This is a genomic window from Marinicauda sp. Alg238-R41 (assembly GCF_947331485.1).
Lineage (GTDB): Bacteria > Pseudomonadota > Alphaproteobacteria > Caulobacterales > Maricaulaceae > Marinicauda > Marinicauda pacifica.
In genome coordinates, this window is the sequence record NZ_CAMZOJ010000001.1 from 1,563,020 (window position 1) to 1,580,666 (window position 17,647).

The window sequence follows — 17,647 nt, forward strand, 5'->3', positions numbered from 1 at the left end:
CTAGACGGCCATGTTGTCGATCAGGCGGGTCTTGCCGACGCGGACCGCCGCCAGGACACGGGCCGGGCCTGAGACCCGTTCCGCGACGATCGGTTCGAGAGTGTCTGCGTCGCGCACCTCGACATAGTCGACGCTGTCGAAGACCGCTTCGGCGCGCTCGCGTGCAGCCATTTGCGCGGGTTCGAGCGGCTGACCGGACCGGATCTCGCGAGCCAGCTCTGCGAGGATCACGTTGAGCCGACCGGCCCGCTCGCGTTCGGCCGGGCTCAGATAGGCGTTGCGCGAGGAGAGGGCCAGGCCGTCTCCGTCGCGCGAGGTTTCCGCGCCGACAATGTCGACCGGCAGGTCGAGATCGCGTGCCAGGCGGCGAATGACGAGCAGTTGCTGGTAGTCCTTCTCCCCGAATACGGCGAGATCGGGCTGGACCTGATTGAGAAGCTTGGTGACCACCGTTGCGACGCCGCCGAAGAAATGCGGGCGCGACTGGCTCTCCAGCCCGAAGGCCGGCCCTTCGACGTGGACAGAGCTGGCAAATCCGTTCGGGTACATTTCCAAGACCGTGGGTGCGAAGAGCAGGTGGCAGCCCGCTCCGGCCAGCTTGGCCGCATCGGCCTGCAACGTTCGCGGATAGGTCTCGAAGTCCTCGCCCTGCGCGAACTGGGCCGGGTTGACGAAAATGCTGGCCACGACACGGTCGGCGTCTTCAAGCGCCCGGGTCACAAGGGAAAGATGTCCTTCATGAAGCGCGCCCATGGTGGGCACGAAGCCGATCCTGTGACCATCCTTGCGCCAGCTCTGGACCTGGCGGCGCAGGGCGGCAACAGTATCCACGGCATCGATAGGCAGTGATTCCAGCATGAGGGCTCCATGAGGGCGCAAAACACGACACGGCAAACGCAAAACCGCGAGCACGCTATCCGGCGCCGGGGCGTGCGGGCAAGCGGGCTGGGCCTTCTGCTCCTCCTGCTTCCGCTGGCGGCGTGTGCGTCCATGCCGGAAACGCGCGAGCCGGTGTCTTACGCCCATCCCCAGGCGCAGCGCGTCGCCCGTCAGCTCGAAATGGCGGCGCGCAGCGGCGATCCGCGGCTGGAGCAGGCACAGGGCGAACTCGATGCTCTGGACGCGGCTCTGAACGCGCCGCTCCAGACCACCGCCAGCGAGCCGCAACCCGCCTATGAACCGGCGCCGGACCTCTCCGGTTTCTCGCCGGTCTTCCATGGCGTTCACGTCGCCTCCTACCGCAGCCGCGAGCTGGCCGAGACCGGCTGGCAGACCTATCGCGCGCGCTCCGAGTTCGAGGGGCGGTCCGGCGTGGTCAGCGAGGTCGATCTGGACTCAGGTCACTGGTTCCGCCTGAAGGCAGGCCCGTACGATAACCGGGCCGCGGCCATGGCCGCCTGCGCCGCGGTGCAACAGCGCGCGGAGTGGTGCCAGGTGACCGATTTTCGCGGTGAGGCCGTCGCAAATTAAGCTGCACGCCCCCCTTAAGCTTTCTTGCGAGCCGGACTATCTGTAGCGCCATGTCGTCGCCACATTTCGATCCTGCCCGCGATCGCGACTCCTCGGGCCGGTCTTCCGACCGGCCCGCGCACATTATTGTCGTGGGCAATGAGAAGGGCGGGGCGGGCAAGTCCACCGTAGCCATTCATCTCGCCGTCGCGCTGATGCGCATGAACCGCCGCGTCGGCGTCATCGATCTGGATGTGCGCCAGTCCACGCTTGGCCGCTATCTCGACAATCGCCGCCGCTGGAGCGAGCGGCGCGGACTGGATCTGCCCATTCCCGAACAGGTCGTCGTGCAGGCCAGTACGGCGCGCTCGCTGGACGAGGCCGAGGCCGAAGAGGTCGAGGCCTGGAAGGCCGCGCTCAGAGACCTGAAGGCCCGTTGCGACTTCATCGTGGTCGATGCGCCGGGCGCCGACACACACTTCTCCAGGCTCGCGCATTCCAGCGCGGACACGATCATCACGCCGGTCAACGATTCCTTCGTCGATTTCGACCTGCTCGCCGATGTCGATCCGGACACGTTCGAGGTCGGCCGCCCCAGCGTGTACTCGGCGCTGGTGTGGGAATGCCGCAAGCAGAAAGCGGTCAAGGAGAAGAAGTCGATCGACTGGGTCGTCATGCGCAACCGGATTTCCATGCTGGATGCGCGCAACAAGCGACGCGTGGGCAAAGGACTGAAAAAACTGTCCGAGCGCGTCGGCTTCCGGCTCGCGCCGGGCTTTGGCGAGCGGGTGATCTATCGCGAACTCTTCCCGCTTGGGCTGACCCTGCTGGACCTGACCCAGGACGGATCGGCCAAGCAGTTCACCTTGAGCCACGTGGCCGCGCGTCAGGAATTGCGCGATCTTCTCATCGTGCTCAAACTGCCCGGGCTCGAGGGCGAACGCATCCCGTTCTAGAGTCTCGGCCTCGATTTCAGAGCCGATGAAGATGCTCTGGTTTGTTGTTCCAGCCGCATGAGGACACGCCGGTGACCCTGATTTTCGGCCTTGTTGCGGTTCTCGGGCTCCTGCTTGGGCTTGGCTTTGTCTTTTCCCGCATGAAGACCGAGACGGCGGCCCAGAGCACGCGCATCACGCTGGGCGTGATCGGGGTGCTGGCCGGCCTGTTGCTGACGCTGCGCGGCGCCGGTGTACTCGGCGTTCCCATCGCGGGGGCGGCGATCGGGATGCTGGGAATCGCGATGAGAGGCGGGCGATCCAAGGCGGGCGGGCAGGAGCGAACCGGCAGCCGTGCCCCCTCACAGCGCGGCATGGACGCGGGCGAGGCGCGCGAAATTCTGGGCGTCGGCAAGGATGCCGGAGAAGACGAAATCCGCAGCGCTCACCGCACGCTGATGAAGCGCGTGCATCCCGACGCCGGCGGGTCGGACGGGCTCGCCTCCCGCGTCACCCTGGCGCGCGACGTGTTGCTGGATGCGTTGAAAAAGTAACCGGCGTCCGGTTGCGGGGGTGTCCGCTGTCATTCAACCCCTTCACCCGGTCCCCTCAGGGTTTCCGGATCTCCGGACTGACCCGGGATCCCGAGAGCGTGGAATGCCGTCATCGCCCTCATCCTGAGCGGCTCAGGGCGTAGCCGTAAGCCTCGAAGGGCTGCAAGACAGGTTCGCGAACCCTATGCGTTCGGGCTCACCGCAAAACAGGGTTCGCCGCGATTGGCCAGGGTTTGGCAGACCCGGCGGGCACCGCTGGCGTCCACGCCGTTAAACCGGGCACGCCAGAGCGTGCGGCCATTGCGGTCGACTGCCTCGGCAAACGGGGTAAGGGCCGGCTCGGAGGCCAGGTGGGCATCGCGCAGGCTCTCCAGCCGCGCCAGGGCCGCAGCCTGCGAGGTGTAGGCTCCCACCTGAACGGCCCAGCTTGCCGCGGTGTCGGCCTGCGGGGCAGGCGCGGTGGCCATCTGTACGGCGGGCGTCGGCTCGGACAATGGGGCGGGCCGGCTGCGCGCTGGACGCATGTCGGCCGGGTCTGCCAGCACGACGGAGACGGGCGGTGCGCCTTCGGCCGAGCCCATCGCGGTGGGTTCGCGCAGATCGGCCAGCTCGGCGGTCAGGATCGCCTGTTCGCGTACCGGGTTGAGGCGCGGCGTTTGCAGTGCGGCCAGAAGCCGTCCTTCCGCGCGCGCATCAATCGCCGTGTAGGCCGCTTCCAGAAGATCCTCGGCATGAGAGTCGCGCACGGCAGCCGTGCGTCCACCCATCACGACCGTGACCAGGCGGTGGCCGTTGCGCTGCGAGGTGGTGACCACGTTGAATCCCGAAGCGCGGATATAGCCGGTTTTCAGCCCGTCCACGCCGTCCACGCGGCCGACGAGCGAATTGTGGTTGCGCCAGGTGCGCGACCCGTAGGTGAAGCGCTCCTCGGAGAAATAGTGCCAGTACTGGGGGAAGTCGCGGCTCAGCGCATGGGCCAGACGGGCCATGTCGCGCGCGGTCGTGATCTGCTCGTTATCGGGCAGGCCGGAGGCGTTGCGGAACAGCGTCGCCTGGAGACCCAGCTCCGCCGCGCGGCGCGTCATGTCCGCCGCGAACGCACTCTCCGTGCCCGACAGGTGCTCGCCGACGACGACCGCCACGTCGTTCGCGCTGCGGATGACCAGGGCGCGAATGGCGGTTTCCACGCTCAGCGTGTCACCGGTCTCCAGACCGAGATCGGAGGCCGGGCGCGACGCCGCCTCGGCCGAGGCGGTGAGGGTCGTGTCCATGCTGACCCGGCCGTCTTCGAGCGCCTCGAAGAGCATGTACAAGGTCATCATCTTTGTCAGAGAGGCGGGGTGGCGCGGTTCGTCGGCCTGGCGCGCGTGCAGGACTTCGCCGCTGTCCATGTCCGCGACGAAGGCGGCGCTCCGGCTCTGCGCATGGGAGGGCGCGACTCCAGCCAGGAGCAGGAACGCCAGAACGAGAAGGAAGGGCGCGCGGATCATGGCGCGACTGTGCCGCCGCGAGCGTTGAAAACGCGTTAACCCGAATCGCTCTCGCGGGCCCGGTGGCAGTCACATGCGGTTCTCTTTTCTGAAAACGATATGTTGCATCGCACAAAAAGTGCTTGACCCGACCGGCTCCCGGAGTCAGATTTGCTGCAGATGCGAAGGCGATGTTTCCCGCTGCTTCAGCGCGAACACCCGCTCTTCGGACCGGAACTGGAGGCGCCGATATGGCGACGGCGAAGAAAACCGAGACCGGCGAGGGGGCTGCGAAAGCGGCAACCGACCCGTTTCTGGCCGCCTTCACCCAGTGCGCCGATCTTCACAAGGATACGGTGAGCGCCCTTCTTCAGTCGGCAAAAGCCACGTCGAAATCGCTCGACACCTTCAACACCCGCTCGGCGGCATTTGCCCGGCAATCGGCCGAGAGCGCGTTGACGGCGGCCCGGAGCATGGCCTCCGCGCAGTCAATTCAGGAACTCATCGCGGTCCAGGCCGATTATACCAAGACAGCGCTCGACGCCTGTGCTGGCGAGCTGTCACGCACCGGCGGCCTGATGAGCGACATGGTCAAAGACGGATTTCAGCCCTTGAGCACGCGCATGTCGGGCGCGGCGAGAAGGGCCGGGTCGGCAACCGGCTAGGCGCGAAACGGCGCCAGCCTTGCAGACCTAAACGTTTCCTCCCAGACTGGCCCGGCCCCTAGTGCCGGGCCTTCTTTTTGTCTGGCGGGGATAGCGCGCCCTGACTGTGGTTTTTACGCGCCGGGCTGCGACGAACCGGATGCAAGGGCTTCCCAGAACCGGGTGCGCCACTATTTAATTACCATTGTCAGGGTGAAAATGTGAGCCTGTAGCATTGCGGATCACGACTTACGGACCAGATGCTGCTCACGATGAAGGATGTGTAGACCGCCATGACTGAACGGCGCAGCTCAGACCAACCCGGACGGGGAACCGGTCTGGCCCTCAAGCCGAAAGCCAAGACCCAGCGCCCGTCCATGTACAAGGTGCTGCTGCTCAATGACGACTACACGCCGATGGAATTTGTCGTCGAGGTTCTGATGGGGATTTTTCACAAGTCCCCAGAAGACGCGACTCGGGTCATGCTACATGTGCACCAGCATGGCGTGGGAATATGTGGTGTCTTCACATACGAGGTGGCCGAGACCAAGGTCGCCCAGGTGATGGACGCAGCCCGGCAGAACCAGCACCCGTTGCAGTGCACGATGGAAAAGGATTAGCGACGTGCCATCATTCTCGCCCGCTCTCGAACAGAGCCTGCATCGCGCGCTCGCAGCCGCCAACGAGCGCAAGCACGAATATGCCACGCTGGAGCACTTGCTGCTCTCGCTTTGCGACGACGAGGACGCCGGTGCGGTCATGCGCGCCTGCGACGTCGACGTCGATGAATTGCGCTCCACGCTCAACGAATACGTCGATGACGAGCTGGCCAGCCTGATCCTGAAAGAGGTCGAGGACGCCAAGCCGACCGCCGGTTTCCAGCGGGTCATCCAGCGTGCCGTCATCCACGTCCAGAATTCGGGACGCGAGGAGGTGACCGGCGCCAATGTGCTCGTCGCCCTCTTCGCCGAGCGCGAAAGCCACGCGGCCTATTTCCTCGCCGAGCGGGACATGACCCGCTACGACGCGGTCAACTTCATCTCCCACGGCATCGCGAAGAAGCCGGGCGCCAGCGAAACGCGCGCGGCGACCGGGGCCGAGGACCTGGAAGACGAGGCCAAGGGCGAGGACAAGGACGATGCGCTGGCCGCGTATTGCGTCGACCTGAACGCGAAGGCGCGCAAGGACGGGATCGATCCGCTGATCGGACGGGAGTCCGAGGTGGAGCGCTGCGTCCAGGTCCTGTGCCGCCGGCGCAAGAACAACCCGCTGCTGGTCGGCGATCCGGGTGTGGGCAAGACGGCGATCGCCGAAGGCCTGGCCCGCAAGATCGTCGAGAAGGAAGTGCCTGACGTGCTGTCAGAGGCGGTGATCTACTCCCTCGACATGGGCACTCTGCTGGCCGGAACCCGCTATCGCGGCGATTTCGAGGAACGCGTGAAACAGGTGGTCAAGGCGCTCGAAGCCAAGCCGCACGCCATTCTGTTCATCGACGAGATCCACACCGTGATCGGTGCAGGCGCGACCTCGGGCGGGGCGATGGATGCCTCCAACCTGCTGAAGCCCGCGCTGCAGTCGGGCGGCCTGCGCTGCATGGGCTCCACGACGTACAAGGAGTACCGACAGCACTTCGAGAAGGATCGCGCGTTGGCGCGCCGTTTCCAGAAGATCGACGTGGTCGAGCCCTCTGTGCCCGATACGATCAAGATCCTGCAGGGGCTGAAGCCCTATTTCGAGGATTTCCACGATATCCGCTTTACCAACGATGCGTTGAAGGCGGCCGTGGAGCTGTCGGACCGCTACATGGGCGACCGCAAACTGCCCGACAAGGCGATCGATGTGATCGACGAGGCCGGGGCATCGACCCGCCTGGTCGCTGCGTCCAAGCGCAAGAAGACGATCGGCGTGAAGGATGTGGAGACGGTCATCGCGAAGATGGCCCGCATACCGCCGAAATCGGTTTCCAAGTCGGACGAGGCGGCGCTGAAGAGCCTGGATACCGACCTGAAGCGGGTCGTGTATGGCCAGGACGAGGCAATCGGCAAGCTGGCCAGCGCGATCAAGCTCGCTCGGGCCGGTCTGCGCGAGCCGCACAAGCCGATCGGCTGCTACCTCTTCTCCGGCCCGACCGGGGTCGGCAAGACCGAGGTTGCCCGTCAGCTCTCCTCCATTCTGGGCGTGGAGCTGCTGCGCTTCGACATGTCCGAGTACATGGAGCGTCACACGGTCAGCCGTCTGATCGGCGCACCGCCGGGCTATGTCGGCTACGATCAGGGCGGCCTGCTGACCGACGCGATCGACCAGCACCCCCATTCGGTCCTGCTGCTCGACGAGATCGAGAAAGCCCACCCGGACATCTTCAACATCCTGTTGCAGATCATGGATAACGGCCAGATCACGGACACGAACGGCAAGAAGATCGACTGCCGCAACGTGGTTCTGATCATGACCACCAATGCGGGCGCCTCCGACGCTGCCAAGGAAGCCATCGGCTTCGGGCGCGGCAAGCGTGAAGGCGAGGATCTGGCGGCGATCGAGAAACTGTTCACGCCCGAATTCCGCAACCGTCTCGATGCGATCATCCCGTTCGCGGGGCTGTCGCAGTCGATTGTCGGCCGGGTCGTGGAGAAGTTCGTGCTGGAGCTCGAAGCCCAGCTCACCGATCGCGGTGTCAGCTTCGAACTGACCGAAGCCGCGACCACGTGGCTGTCTGAAAAGGGCTATGACGAGAAGTTCGGCGCGCGTCCGCTGAGCCGCGTCATCCAGGAGCACATCAAGAAGCCGCTGGCCGACGAGATCTTGTTCGGTCAGCTGAAAAAGGGCGGCGTGGTCAAGGTCGATGTCGATGCGGCCGATCCCGAACGCCTCGACTTCGAGATCATCCCGGCCGACCGGCTGAAAAAGCCCAAGGGCCCGAAGAAGAAAAAGACCGAAGAGACGGTGCGCTAGGGCGCGTCCGAGGTCTTAGGGCAAGAAAGAGCCCCGCCGGCGAATGCCGGCGGGGCTTTTTGCTGGCGTGAGCGGAGAGCTACTGGCCCTCGCCCCGGGCAGATCTCCTGAAGTCATTGCCGAAGAAGATGGCGTTCAGGACCATTTTCGACGAGCCGAGCATGTAGGCGCGGAAATACGGATCGTCGGCAAACAGGATGACCGATCCCTCGCCGCGCCGTGTGGCGTGAACGGCGCCCAGCCCGGCGAGCGCATCGCGGTTGCGCTGTGAGGCATAGCCGGACAGGATCGGGTCGCCGGACGCATAGCGCAGCGGCGTCGCGAACGGGTCCTCGCCGGTAGCAAAGGCGGTCGTGCCGATCTTGTGCACGGGCAGGGTGGCATCGCGATAGCCGTAGCCCAGCGGGTGGGTGGTATCGATCACGCCTTCGAACAGCGCACCGGAAATGGTGTGCTCCACGTCCCAGTCGTCGATCGTGGCGTATGCCTGCGGTCCGCTCGGGGCTTCATCCTCGGGCCGACTGGCAGTATCGACCGTCTTTACCGCCGCGATTTCCTGCTCGGCGGCAAACCGGGCGCCGCCACGCGTGGCGACCAGCACCCCGCCATCCTCGACCCATCCGGAGAGCGTCTCGGCGAAAGACTCTCCAAGCGGATCATACCGCCCGTCAGGCAGCAGGATGTGAGTGTAGCCGGACAGGTCAGAGTCGGAGAGATTTTCCGCGTCGATCATCACCACCGGCATATGCATGTGATGATCGAGCAGATGCCAGAGCTCTCCCGCATCGCCGCTATTGACGCTCTCGCCAGTGACGAGCAGCACGTTCGGGCGCTCGACATTGGATAGCGAGAAGCCGCCGAGATCCGACCCGCTGGCCGTCGCCGAGGAGCTGGCGGCATGGATCACGGCGCCGTCTTCGCGCGCGCCCTGACTGACCAGCTCGTGGATCGCATCTGCCTCGAGCACCTGGCCCGCAACCGGGACCAGGATGGAGCCGCGTGCCATGCTCACATTGCCCGCTTCGGTTTGAAGCTCGATCTCGTCGGGAATGACGCGCAGGTGCAGGCCGGCATCGAGCAGGCGATAGACGGCGCGCGGTGCGTAGAACTCCGACCAGTCGATGACGTAGGCGATGCTGGAGTTGGCGGGCGGTTCATTCGCGGTGATGCGTGCCGTCACCTGATCCCCGATCGCGTCCTGCCCGAAGGCGCCCGGGCGCAGCGCGGCGTAGTCGAGGTCGTAAGCCAGCGGCTGGGTCCAGCCGGACACGTCGTAGAAGGCAGTCTTGTCCTCGATCACGCGAGTCTCGAACAGGCCTTCGATGACGCGGTAATTCGCCTGTGCCAAGGGCACGACATAGGACTGGCCGGGTTGATAGCGCACGCCGGAGGCGGTCACGGCCCGGTCCAGTTCAAAGACATCGATCCGGTGGTGGGCCAGCAGGTCGAGGAAGGCGGCGAGGCGCCCCTCGTCGTGCGAGGTGAAGACGTAGGCGCTGGTCGCATTCTCACCGGCCAGACGCAGGCTTTCGCGAAAAAAGGCCTGCTGGTGGTTGAGCAGGTCCTGGCGGCGTGCGTGGCTGGCCCGGATGAGCGCGATGGCGGTGCGTGCCTGCTGACCGATCTTGTCGTCATAGCGCAGCGTGCCGCGCTCGGTGTCCTGGATGATGCCGCGGACCGAGCTCTGTTCGAACAGGTAGGGCACGCCGCCGAGCAGGCCCGGGTAGCTGGAGCCATAGCCCAGGTAGAAGTCGTCGAACCGTTCCTCGGCGACATAGAGCGCGCCTTCGGCGCTGAATTGCTCGTCGAGCAACTCGTTCATCTCGAGATTGAGCTCCAGTCCGGCCTGGCTGAGAAGCGGATGAAGGCCGTCCACCGGTCCTGGTGAGATGAAGAAGGTGGAGTTGCTGCCCATCTCGTGCAGGTCCGCGGCGACGTTCGGCATCCAGTGATGGGTTGCGTCCACGAGTGCGGCAGCTTCGGGCTGGGTCACGGGCAGCCATTGGCGGTTCAAGTCGAACCAGTAATGATTGGTCCGCCCCCACGGCCAGGAGCCGGTGTGCTCGCGATGCTGGGGGTCGGCAACCGGAGCCTCGGCATGATGGATGTTCACGTCGTGGGCAAAGCGGCTCGCCCCGTCCGGATTGATCAGGATGATCTGGTTGATCACCGTGGTTTCGAGCAGAGCCTCGATTTCCTCGCCCTGTGCTGCGGCGAGGAAGTAGAGCAGGGGCGCGCTGGAATCGTAGCCCGACGCCTCGGTTCCGTGCACGCCGTGGGTCATCTGGACGATGACCGGGGTCTCCTCGGTGACTTCAGCCGTGCGGCCGGGGTCAGAGAACGCCAGATGAGCCTCGCGAATCTCCTCCAGCCGGGCCTGATTCGCCGGGGAGGTGGTGGTCACGCGAAGGATGGGACGTCCGAAGTGGGACCGCCCGATCACCTCGATGCTGACTCGGTTGGAGGCGGCCGCTACGGCGCGGGCATAGCTATGGAGCATTTCCGGCGTGGAGATAATTTGCCCGGACGCAAAGCCGGTCACATCCTCCGGCTTGGGGATGGCGCTGTCATAGGTGACGTCCTGCGCGAGCAGGTCTTCAACAGGGCGCGGCGTGTAGGATTGGGCTTGCGCACCCACACTGATACACACGGCCGCGGCGGCGGCCAGCAAACGATTGAGCACTGTCTCTCCCCTGGATCTGATGTCCCGTAGTCCTTGCCCGAAGCGTAAAACGCACCGGGCCGGGGTCAAGCGTATGCGAACACTCAGCGCAAAGGGGTGATCGAAGCCGACCGGCGCGCTAGATGACGAGCGACGTAACCGACCAGGACCCTGCCATGCTTCTTGCCGCGCTCGCCCTCGTGATGACCCAGGCTTCGCCGGGCGACGATGTCATCGTTGTTTCCGGTGCCCGCACCGGCGAGGTGGCCGAAACGCTCGCCACTCCCGTCACGGTGTTCGACCGGGCGGAGCTGCGCCGGATCGGCGCTCAGCATATTTCCGAAGTCCTGAACCGCTCGCCGGGCGTTTTCATCAACCGGGGCAATGGCGTCGAGCATCTGACGGCGATCCGTTCGCCGGTCTTTACCGGCGGAGCCGGCGCGGGTTCATTCCTCTATCTGGAAGACGGTATCCCGCTGCGTGCGGCCGGATTTGCGAATATCAACGGGCTGTTCGAGGCGGTTGATGACCTGGCCGGTCAGATCGAGGTCGTTCGTGGCCCGGGCGCGGCCGTCTACGGGTCGAATGCGCTGCATGGCCTGGTCAATGTGATCACGCCGGAGCCGGACGAGGCCGGGCGGCTCGCCGAGCTGGAAGCGGGCAGCTTCGGGCGGGTGCGCGCTCGGACCTACGCGGGAGGCGAGACCGGCTTCGGGTCAGGCTTCATCGGTCTGGGGCTGCGTCACGAGGACGGGTGGCGTGAGGACGCGCAGCTTGATCGCTACACGCTCCAGACGCGTCTGGATGGCGCGGCCGGCGCGCTCGACTGGTCGCTGCGCGCCAGCCTGGTCGATCTCGATCAGGAAACGGCGACCTATGTGAGCGGCTTCGAGGCGTATGAGAACGAGGCGCTGTCGCAACAGAACGCCGATCCGGAAGCCTTCCGCAATGCGCGCGCGGCCCGGATATCTCTGCATCTTGATCAGAACCTTTCGCAGAACTGGCGCGCCACGGGGGCCGTCTACGGGCGTTCGAACGAGATGGATTTCCGGCTCCATTTCCTGCCGAGCGAGGCGCTGGAGACCACCGGGCACGACTCGCTGGGTTTGCAGTCCGCGCTGGTGCGCGAGACCGAGACAAGCCGGTTCATGCTGGGCATCGATGGCGAATGGACAAACGGCTTCCTGATCGAGAATCAGACCCAGCCGGGCTTCGGCAGCTTTCCCCAGGGGCTTCACTATGACTATGCCGTTGAGGCCGGTGTGGCGGCCGTGTTCGCGCAGGGGCGCTATGAGCTGAGCGAGCGGCTGTCGCTGGAAGGTGGCGCCCGCCTGGAGCAAACACGCTACGACTATGACAATCGCACTGCCAACGGCGTGACCGGGCGGTATCTGCGGCCGGCCGACCGGACCGACAGCTTCACCACATTTGCGCCGCATGCCGGCGTGGTCTTCGACGCGACCGACCGGCTTCAGCTGTTTGCGCGTGCGGCCCGCGGCGTGCGCGCGCCTCAGACCGCAGAGCTTTATCGCCTCGATTCCGGTCAGCAGGTCGGCGGATTCGATCCTGAAGAGCTGGACAGCCTGGAGGCGGGCCTGCGCATGCAGAGCTGGGCCTCGGGCCGGATCGAGCTGGTCGGGTTCACCATGGACAAGACCAATGTCTTCTTCCGCGATGCCAATGGCTTCAACGTGTCGGACGCGGAAACCACGCATGACGGCGTGGAGGCAAGCCTGGTCCAGCCGCTGGGCGAGCGGCTGACGGTTTCAGCCTCGGTAACCTGGGCCGTTCACGAATACGCGTTTGCCGATGCCACGGAGGGCATTGCGCCAGGCAACCGGGTCGATACCGCGCCGGAATGGCTGTGGAATGTGCGCGCGGTCTGGGAGCCGACATTCGACAGCCAGGTAGAGGCGGAGTGGATCCATGTCGACGAGTATTTCGCCGATGCGGCCAATACGGCGCACTATGACGGCCACGACCTGTTGAACCTTCGCGCTCGCTACACGTTGCGGCCGGGGTTGGACGTGTTTTCGTCGATCCGAAATGTCCTCTATGACCGTTATGCGGAACGGGCCGACTACGCCTTCGGCAATTACCGCTACTTCCCGGGCGAGCCCCGCAGTGTTTCGGTTGGAGTTCGCCTTTCAAGGTGAATCGAGGCGGGTTCAGGCTGGCAGGCGTCTCTGAGGTATACGAGGAGCGACCTTCTACATCGCTTTTCGCAACCAGGTCGGCAGGAGGCCCGTGTTTGCAAGGCCGTTGCGTGGACGCAGGAAGTCCTGCGCCGGCTCAATGCCGCGAAACAGCGCAACCCGCGCTCCGTTCTCTTGCAGCGCCATCACATAGGATTGCAGGAAAGCAGCGCCGGTTTCGTCGATCGGATGGACGATGGCTGTCTTCACCGGGCGAGAAAAGGCTGCCCGCGCGAGCTTGGCCAGGCTTCGCGCTTCGAGCGGCTTCATGGCAAGCCGGGCTCCGCTCAGGTCGAGCAGCAACCGGTCGATTCCGGGATGGGCCGCCAGCATATCGTCGCAACGGGCAAACGCGTAGTCGCAATCCTGCCAGTCCAGAATACCGGTCTGGGTGGCGATCATGCATGTACCTTGCACGACAATCTCGAAGGCCATTACCTGCACCTCATATACTGAATGTATTCAGTATATGAGGTATTCTGAACGAAGTGTGAGTATGGAATATCCGGTTACACATCCGCGCTAGTCAGCTTTGATGGCAATGCGGGGGTCTACCGGCTTCCCAGATAGAGTTCCTGGGGCTGGATGATACGTTCGATCTCGACCCTGATCTGTTTCATGAAAGATAATGCGGGAACCGGGCGTGCACCGGTTTCCAGCGCATGAAGGTATTTGGCCGCCCCCTTCAAGGAGCCGCAGATGGCCAGGCAGATGCCGAGCCGCTCCAGCTTGTCGGCAAATGCGACAAGCAGCTCGCGGCCCTGGGGCGCTTCGGGCTCGACCACAGCCGCGACGACCGGGCGGGGAAAAACCGACGTGACGAGTTCGGCAAGCTGGTCGGCTTCGATGCCGGTCAGGTCCAGGCGGGCGCCTCGCAGGTCGAACAGGACTTGCGTGAGAGAGGTGTCCCGATCCAGCCAGGCTGCGCAGACCTCGAAGGCGTCCTCAAGCTCGGCCCAGCCGAGCCGGCCGGACTGGGTGGCGACGAGTCGGGGGCCGCGGTGCTGGATTTCGATGGTCATGGCTCGCTCCTGAGCGAATGGGAAGCTCTTCGTCTTTTACCCTGCGCTCCGACCCTGAATCATTGCTTAGCCGAGTGAACGTGCCGGGCGGCTCGTGCTTGCCTTGAGCGTGCGGCGCGCGCTACCTGCTCACAGACCGACACGCGCAGGAGACCGCCATGATCGAACGTTCCGGAGCACAGCATCTTGTCGACGCGCTGGTGGCGCAGGGCACGGACCTGGCGTTCGGCGTGCCCGGCGAGAGCTATCTGGCCGTGCTCGATGCGCTGGTCGATGCCGGAGACCGGATCCGCTTCATCACCTGCCGCCACGAGGCCGGGGCCGCGAATATGGCCGAGGCCTATGGCAAGATGACTGGCCGGCCGGGTATCTGCATGGTCACGCGCGGACCGGGCGCGACCCATGCGGCCATCGGTGTGCACACCGCGATGCAGGACTCCACGCCGATGATCCTGCTGATCGGCCAGGTGGCGCGAAACATGCGCGAGCGCGAGGCCTTTCAGGAGATCGAGTATCGCCGCTTCTTTGCCGATCAGTGCAAATGGGTGGCCGAGATCGACGATCCGGCCCGTGTGCCAGAATTCATGGCGCGCGCCTACGCCACTGCCATGAACGGACGTCCCGGACCCGTCGTGCTGGCCCTGCCTGAAGATATGCTCGTGGAAACGGCTGAGGCCGCGCCGGTGCCGCGCGTCGAGCCGGCCCGCGCTGCGCCTTCGAAGGATGCGATCGCGGAGATCAAGGCGCGCCTCGAAGCGGCGGAACGTCCCTTCCTGCTGCTCGGCGGCGGCGGCTGGGACGCGGCGGCGGTCAACGATGCGCGCCTGTTTGCGGAGCGCAACGGCCTGCCCGTTGGCTGCACGTTTCGGGCGAAAGATTATTACGACAATACACGGCCCAATTATGCCGGCGATGTCGGCATCGCCCCGAATCCCAAACTCGCTGCGCGTGTACGCGACAGCGACCTCGTGATTGCGCTCGGACCGCGGCTCGGGGAGATGACCACGTCCGGCTATACGCTGTTCGAAGCGCCAGTGCCGCGCCAGAGTCTTATCCATATTCACCCCGGCGCCGAGGAACTGGGACGGGTGTTCCAGCCCGCACTCGCCGTCAACGCATCGATCGGCGAGGCGGCGCGCATGCTCAAATCCATTCGGGTCGAAAACCCCGCCTGGGCCGGTCAGGCCGAAGCGGCGCACGCCGAGTTCGAGGCGTTTTCCACACCAGTCGAGGTCGAGCGCGGGGTCAATCTGTCCAAGGTGTTCGCCGAGCTGTCGGGACTGGTGAAGAAGGACGCCATTGTCACCAACGGGGCGGGCAATTACGCGGCCTGGCTGCATCGCTTCTTCAAGCACCGCAGCTACCGGACCCAGCTGGCTCCGACATCCGGCGCGATGGGTTATGGCGTGCCGGCAGGGGTGGCCGCGAAGATCATGGCGCCCGAACGCGAGGTGATCTCGGTTAATGGCGATGGCTGCTTCCTGATGTGCGGGCAGGAGCTGGCGACAGCGATGCATTATGGTGCGAACGTGATCTTCATCGTGGTCGACAATGGCGCCTACGGCACGATCCGCATGCATCAGGAACGCGAATACCCGAACCGGGTTTCGGGCACGGACCTGACCAATCCGGACTTCAAGAAATTCGCCGAGAGCTTCGGTCTGTACGCCACAACGATCGAGCATGAAGACGAGTTCGGCGCCGCGTTCAAACGTGCGCGCCGGGCCAAACGCCCCGCCATGATCGTGATCCGCGGCGATATCGAGACCATTGCCCCGGGCCGTACGCTGAGCCAGGTGCGCGGTACGGCCTGAGCGCAGGGCGAGGCGCTAGCTGAGGAAAGTGCGCACGCGCTCAATGACGCGGGCATCGCGCAGTACGCCGCGATGGCCGAGGCCTTCATAGAGCTCCAGTTCCGCGCCAGGCCAGACGCGGGCGATTTCGCTCGACGAAGCGGCCCGCGCAATCTGGTCGCCCGTGCCGTGAACGAAGAGCGCCCTGGCTGTCATCGAGGGAGCGTCGCGCGCCACGTCGAAATGATCGATCGGCTCGCCGAAGCGGCGTTCCAGCCCCTCCAGCATCAAGCGTACGGCACGATGGCTGAGACCGGCCGAGCGGCCGTGAAAGCGGACGTTTTCCGGCAGCGAGCGCGGTGCGCCGAGGGAGACGAACCGGTCCGGAGAGAGCCCATGGCGGCTCATCGCGATGACGGCGGACGGCGTGCCCATGGAGTGAGCGACCACCGCGAAGGGCTGGCCGTACGTGTCCGCGGCGGCTGCCAGGCCGGCCCCGAATTCCGGCATCATGGCCTTACGTCCCTCGCTCTGCCCGTGAGCTGGACCATCGATCAGTACGACCTTGAAGCCGGATTGCAGCAGGGCGTCCGCGTGGGTGGCAAGATCGGCGCTGTCCGCTTCCCAGCCGTGCTGGAAGAAGACGGCAGGCCCGTCGCCGCCGACGTAGGCGCGCTGCCGGCCGACCGGCCCCTGGAAGGTCTCTGCCCGAAGCGTGTCGAGGATTTCGCGTCCCCGCTCGGTCTGGCTGCGCACGCGCGGCGTCACGAACTGGGAGACGGCGCGGCGCTGGAATGTCTGCGGGGTGATGAAAGCGGCCGCATTGGCCAGCATGACGGTCGAACGGGAGGTGGCGGTCACGTGCGGGTCTCTCACTGATGGGAGGTCATCTTCGCAAGTGCAGCGAAGGAAGGAAAGCGCCGGGTCCCGTATGATGCGCTGCCAAAAGATTATGGCGGTGCCGTATTCAACTGCCCGACGTGACCGCGGCGCTGGTGGCAGCCGTCGTGGATGCGGTGATGGCGGCGATCATCGCGGCTTGCGCGGCCAGCACGGCCGAAAGCGCATTGACACTGCCGAGCGGCAGGTCCGCTCCGCCTGTCGTATGAACCAGATAGGCCAGGCGCGCCTTCGCGTGTCCGGCGCTTGTCATGTGCCGGGGCAGAGCCTGCATGATGTCCTTGATCGCGGCGAGATCCTCGCGGGTCATCCCCTGGACGGCCCACTCCATGGTCAGACTGCGGTCGGAGCGGTGTTTCAGGTAGGCGCTGGTGCGCCGCGCGGTCTCCAGCGTGTCGAAGCAGGCGAGCACCTCGTGCGGATCGCGGTCGAGCAGGGCACTCAGACGGGCGCCTTCGCGCTTGTGGCTTCTGGCGTGTTTGTTGTCGGCGAATACGGCGATTGCGGCGTCCCGTGCGCGCTTCACGCTCTCGGGTGCATCGTCGCGCGCGGCATGACCGGCGGCGAAGGTGTCGGTGACCGCATCGTTGCGACGCCACCAGGGCGGGTTGAGGGCGCGTTTCAGCTCGAAAAAGCGGCGCATCGTGTAGCTGGAGAGCTCGCCCGAGATCGACAATACCAGCGCGGCGCGGGCCCCGCCGGCATGAAGGCGCGGTCCGGCCTCGCGTTTTGCCTGTTCGCGCAGCTGGCCTCGCGCGTCGAGAAAGCGCTCCGCCGGGATATCGTTCGCAGCCAGGATCGCTGCATAGACCCAGCGCAGATTGCCCGATGGGGCGGAGGAGGAAAACCAGCCCCCGCCGCCCAGACCGGATGTCAGCGCCTCATAGCGAGAACGCGTCGCCTCATTGCATTGCGTTGCGGTTCTCGACGAGGGCAGCAGCGCCGCAGCGGCAAACCGCGTGCCGGTGGAATCCGGGCGCGGACGCCCGGCGCGAAGCGCCTCTTCGATCTGGAAGAAGCGGGTCAGCGTTTCGGTCATGGTCACTCCCCCGACCGCAATAAAAGGGCGGACCCG

General features: G+C 65.3%; 15 protein-coding genes. 8 read left to right on the forward strand and 7 right to left on the reverse strand.

What is annotated here, in order from left to right:
* Window positions 1-858, reverse strand: a complete 858-nt coding sequence (gene panC / locus PGP17_RS07500) for a pantoate--beta-alanine ligase (RefSeq protein WP_270374823.1) — start codon at window positions 856-858, stop codon at window positions 1-3.
* A gap of 9 nt (window positions 859-867) precedes the next feature.
* Here panC and PGP17_RS07505 point away from each other — a divergent pair, with 9 nt between their 5' ends.
* From PGP17_RS07505 to PGP17_RS07515, 3 genes are all read left to right on the forward strand, one after another.
* On the forward strand, window positions 868-1,470 hold the full coding sequence (locus PGP17_RS07505) for an SPOR domain-containing protein (RefSeq protein ID WP_270374824.1): 603 nt from the start codon (window positions 868-870) through the stop codon (window positions 1,468-1,470).
* Between the two features lie 50 nt (window positions 1,471-1,520).
* Window positions 1,521-2,405: a division plane positioning ATPase MipZ gene (locus PGP17_RS07510; protein WP_270374825.1), complete on the forward strand. Its 885-nt coding sequence runs from the start codon at window positions 1,521-1,523 to the stop codon at window positions 2,403-2,405.
* Window positions 2,406-2,476: 71 nt separating this feature from the next.
* Window positions 2,477-2,938, forward strand: coding sequence for a J domain-containing protein (locus tag PGP17_RS07515; protein WP_270374826.1), 462 nt, complete (start codon window positions 2,477-2,479; stop codon window positions 2,936-2,938).
* 182 nt (window positions 2,939-3,120) lie between these two features.
* On the opposite strand, the gene PGP17_RS07520 is transcribed toward PGP17_RS07515, so the two are convergent.
* Window positions 3,121-4,428, reverse strand: a complete 1,308-nt coding sequence (locus tag PGP17_RS07520) for a D-alanyl-D-alanine carboxypeptidase (RefSeq protein ID WP_270374827.1) — start codon at window positions 4,426-4,428, stop codon at window positions 3,121-3,123.
* Between the two features lie 230 nt (window positions 4,429-4,658).
* Between PGP17_RS07520 and PGP17_RS07525 the strand changes: the two genes are divergently transcribed.
* From PGP17_RS07525 to clpA, 3 genes are all read left to right on the forward strand, one after another.
* Window positions 4,659-5,072 (forward strand): phasin family protein, encoded by a 414-nt coding sequence (locus tag PGP17_RS07525; protein ID WP_270374828.1) that lies wholly within the window; start codon window positions 4,659-4,661, stop codon window positions 5,070-5,072.
* Window positions 5,073-5,344: 272 nt separating this feature from the next.
* On the forward strand, window positions 5,345-5,671 hold the full coding sequence (gene clpS, locus PGP17_RS07530) for an ATP-dependent Clp protease adapter ClpS (RefSeq protein WP_135943326.1): 327 nt from the start codon (window positions 5,345-5,347) through the stop codon (window positions 5,669-5,671).
* A 4-nt stretch (window positions 5,672-5,675) separates the two neighbouring features.
* Window positions 5,676-8,000, forward strand: coding sequence for an ATP-dependent Clp protease ATP-binding subunit ClpA (clpA, locus tag PGP17_RS07535; RefSeq protein WP_135943327.1), 2,325 nt, complete (start codon window positions 5,676-5,678; stop codon window positions 7,998-8,000).
* Between the two features lie 79 nt (window positions 8,001-8,079).
* On the opposite strand, the gene PGP17_RS07540 is transcribed toward clpA, so the two are convergent.
* Complete coding sequence (locus tag PGP17_RS07540; protein ID WP_270374829.1) at window positions 8,080-10,683, reverse strand: M14 family metallopeptidase; 2,604 nt, start codon at window positions 10,681-10,683, stop codon at window positions 8,080-8,082.
* 122 nt (window positions 10,684-10,805) lie between these two features.
* On the opposite strand from PGP17_RS07540, the gene PGP17_RS07545 reads away from it, so the two are divergent.
* Window positions 10,806-12,818 (forward strand): TonB-dependent receptor, encoded by a 2,013-nt coding sequence (locus PGP17_RS07545; RefSeq protein WP_270374830.1) that lies wholly within the window; start codon window positions 10,806-10,808, stop codon window positions 12,816-12,818.
* Between the two features lie 54 nt (window positions 12,819-12,872).
* Here the strand turns inward: PGP17_RS07545 and PGP17_RS07550 are convergent, their stop codons facing one another.
* Window positions 12,873-13,292, reverse strand: coding sequence for a hypothetical protein (locus PGP17_RS07550; protein ID WP_135943330.1), 420 nt, complete (start codon window positions 13,290-13,292; stop codon window positions 12,873-12,875).
* Window positions 13,293-13,408: 116 nt separating this feature from the next.
* Complete coding sequence (locus PGP17_RS07555; protein ID WP_135943331.1) at window positions 13,409-13,879, reverse strand: hypothetical protein; 471 nt, start codon at window positions 13,877-13,879, stop codon at window positions 13,409-13,411.
* 158 nt (window positions 13,880-14,037) lie between these two features.
* On the opposite strand from PGP17_RS07555, the gene PGP17_RS07560 reads away from it, so the two are divergent.
* Window positions 14,038-15,693 (forward strand): thiamine pyrophosphate-binding protein, encoded by a 1,656-nt coding sequence (locus PGP17_RS07560; RefSeq protein ID WP_270374831.1) that lies wholly within the window; start codon window positions 14,038-14,040, stop codon window positions 15,691-15,693.
* Window positions 15,694-15,708: 15 nt separating this feature from the next.
* On the opposite strand, the gene PGP17_RS07565 is transcribed toward PGP17_RS07560, so the two are convergent.
* Together PGP17_RS07565 and PGP17_RS07570 are read right to left on the reverse strand one after the other, a co-directional pair.
* Window positions 15,709-16,533: an alpha/beta fold hydrolase gene (locus PGP17_RS07565; RefSeq protein ID WP_270374832.1), complete on the reverse strand. Its 825-nt coding sequence runs from the start codon at window positions 16,531-16,533 to the stop codon at window positions 15,709-15,711.
* Between the two features lie 106 nt (window positions 16,534-16,639).
* Window positions 16,640-17,611 carry a hypothetical protein gene (locus PGP17_RS07570; protein ID WP_270374833.1) on the reverse strand — a complete coding sequence of 324 codons (972 nt, stop codon included), beginning with the start codon at window positions 17,609-17,611 and terminating at the stop codon, window positions 16,640-16,642.
* Window positions 17,612-17,647: the final 36 nt, after the last annotated feature.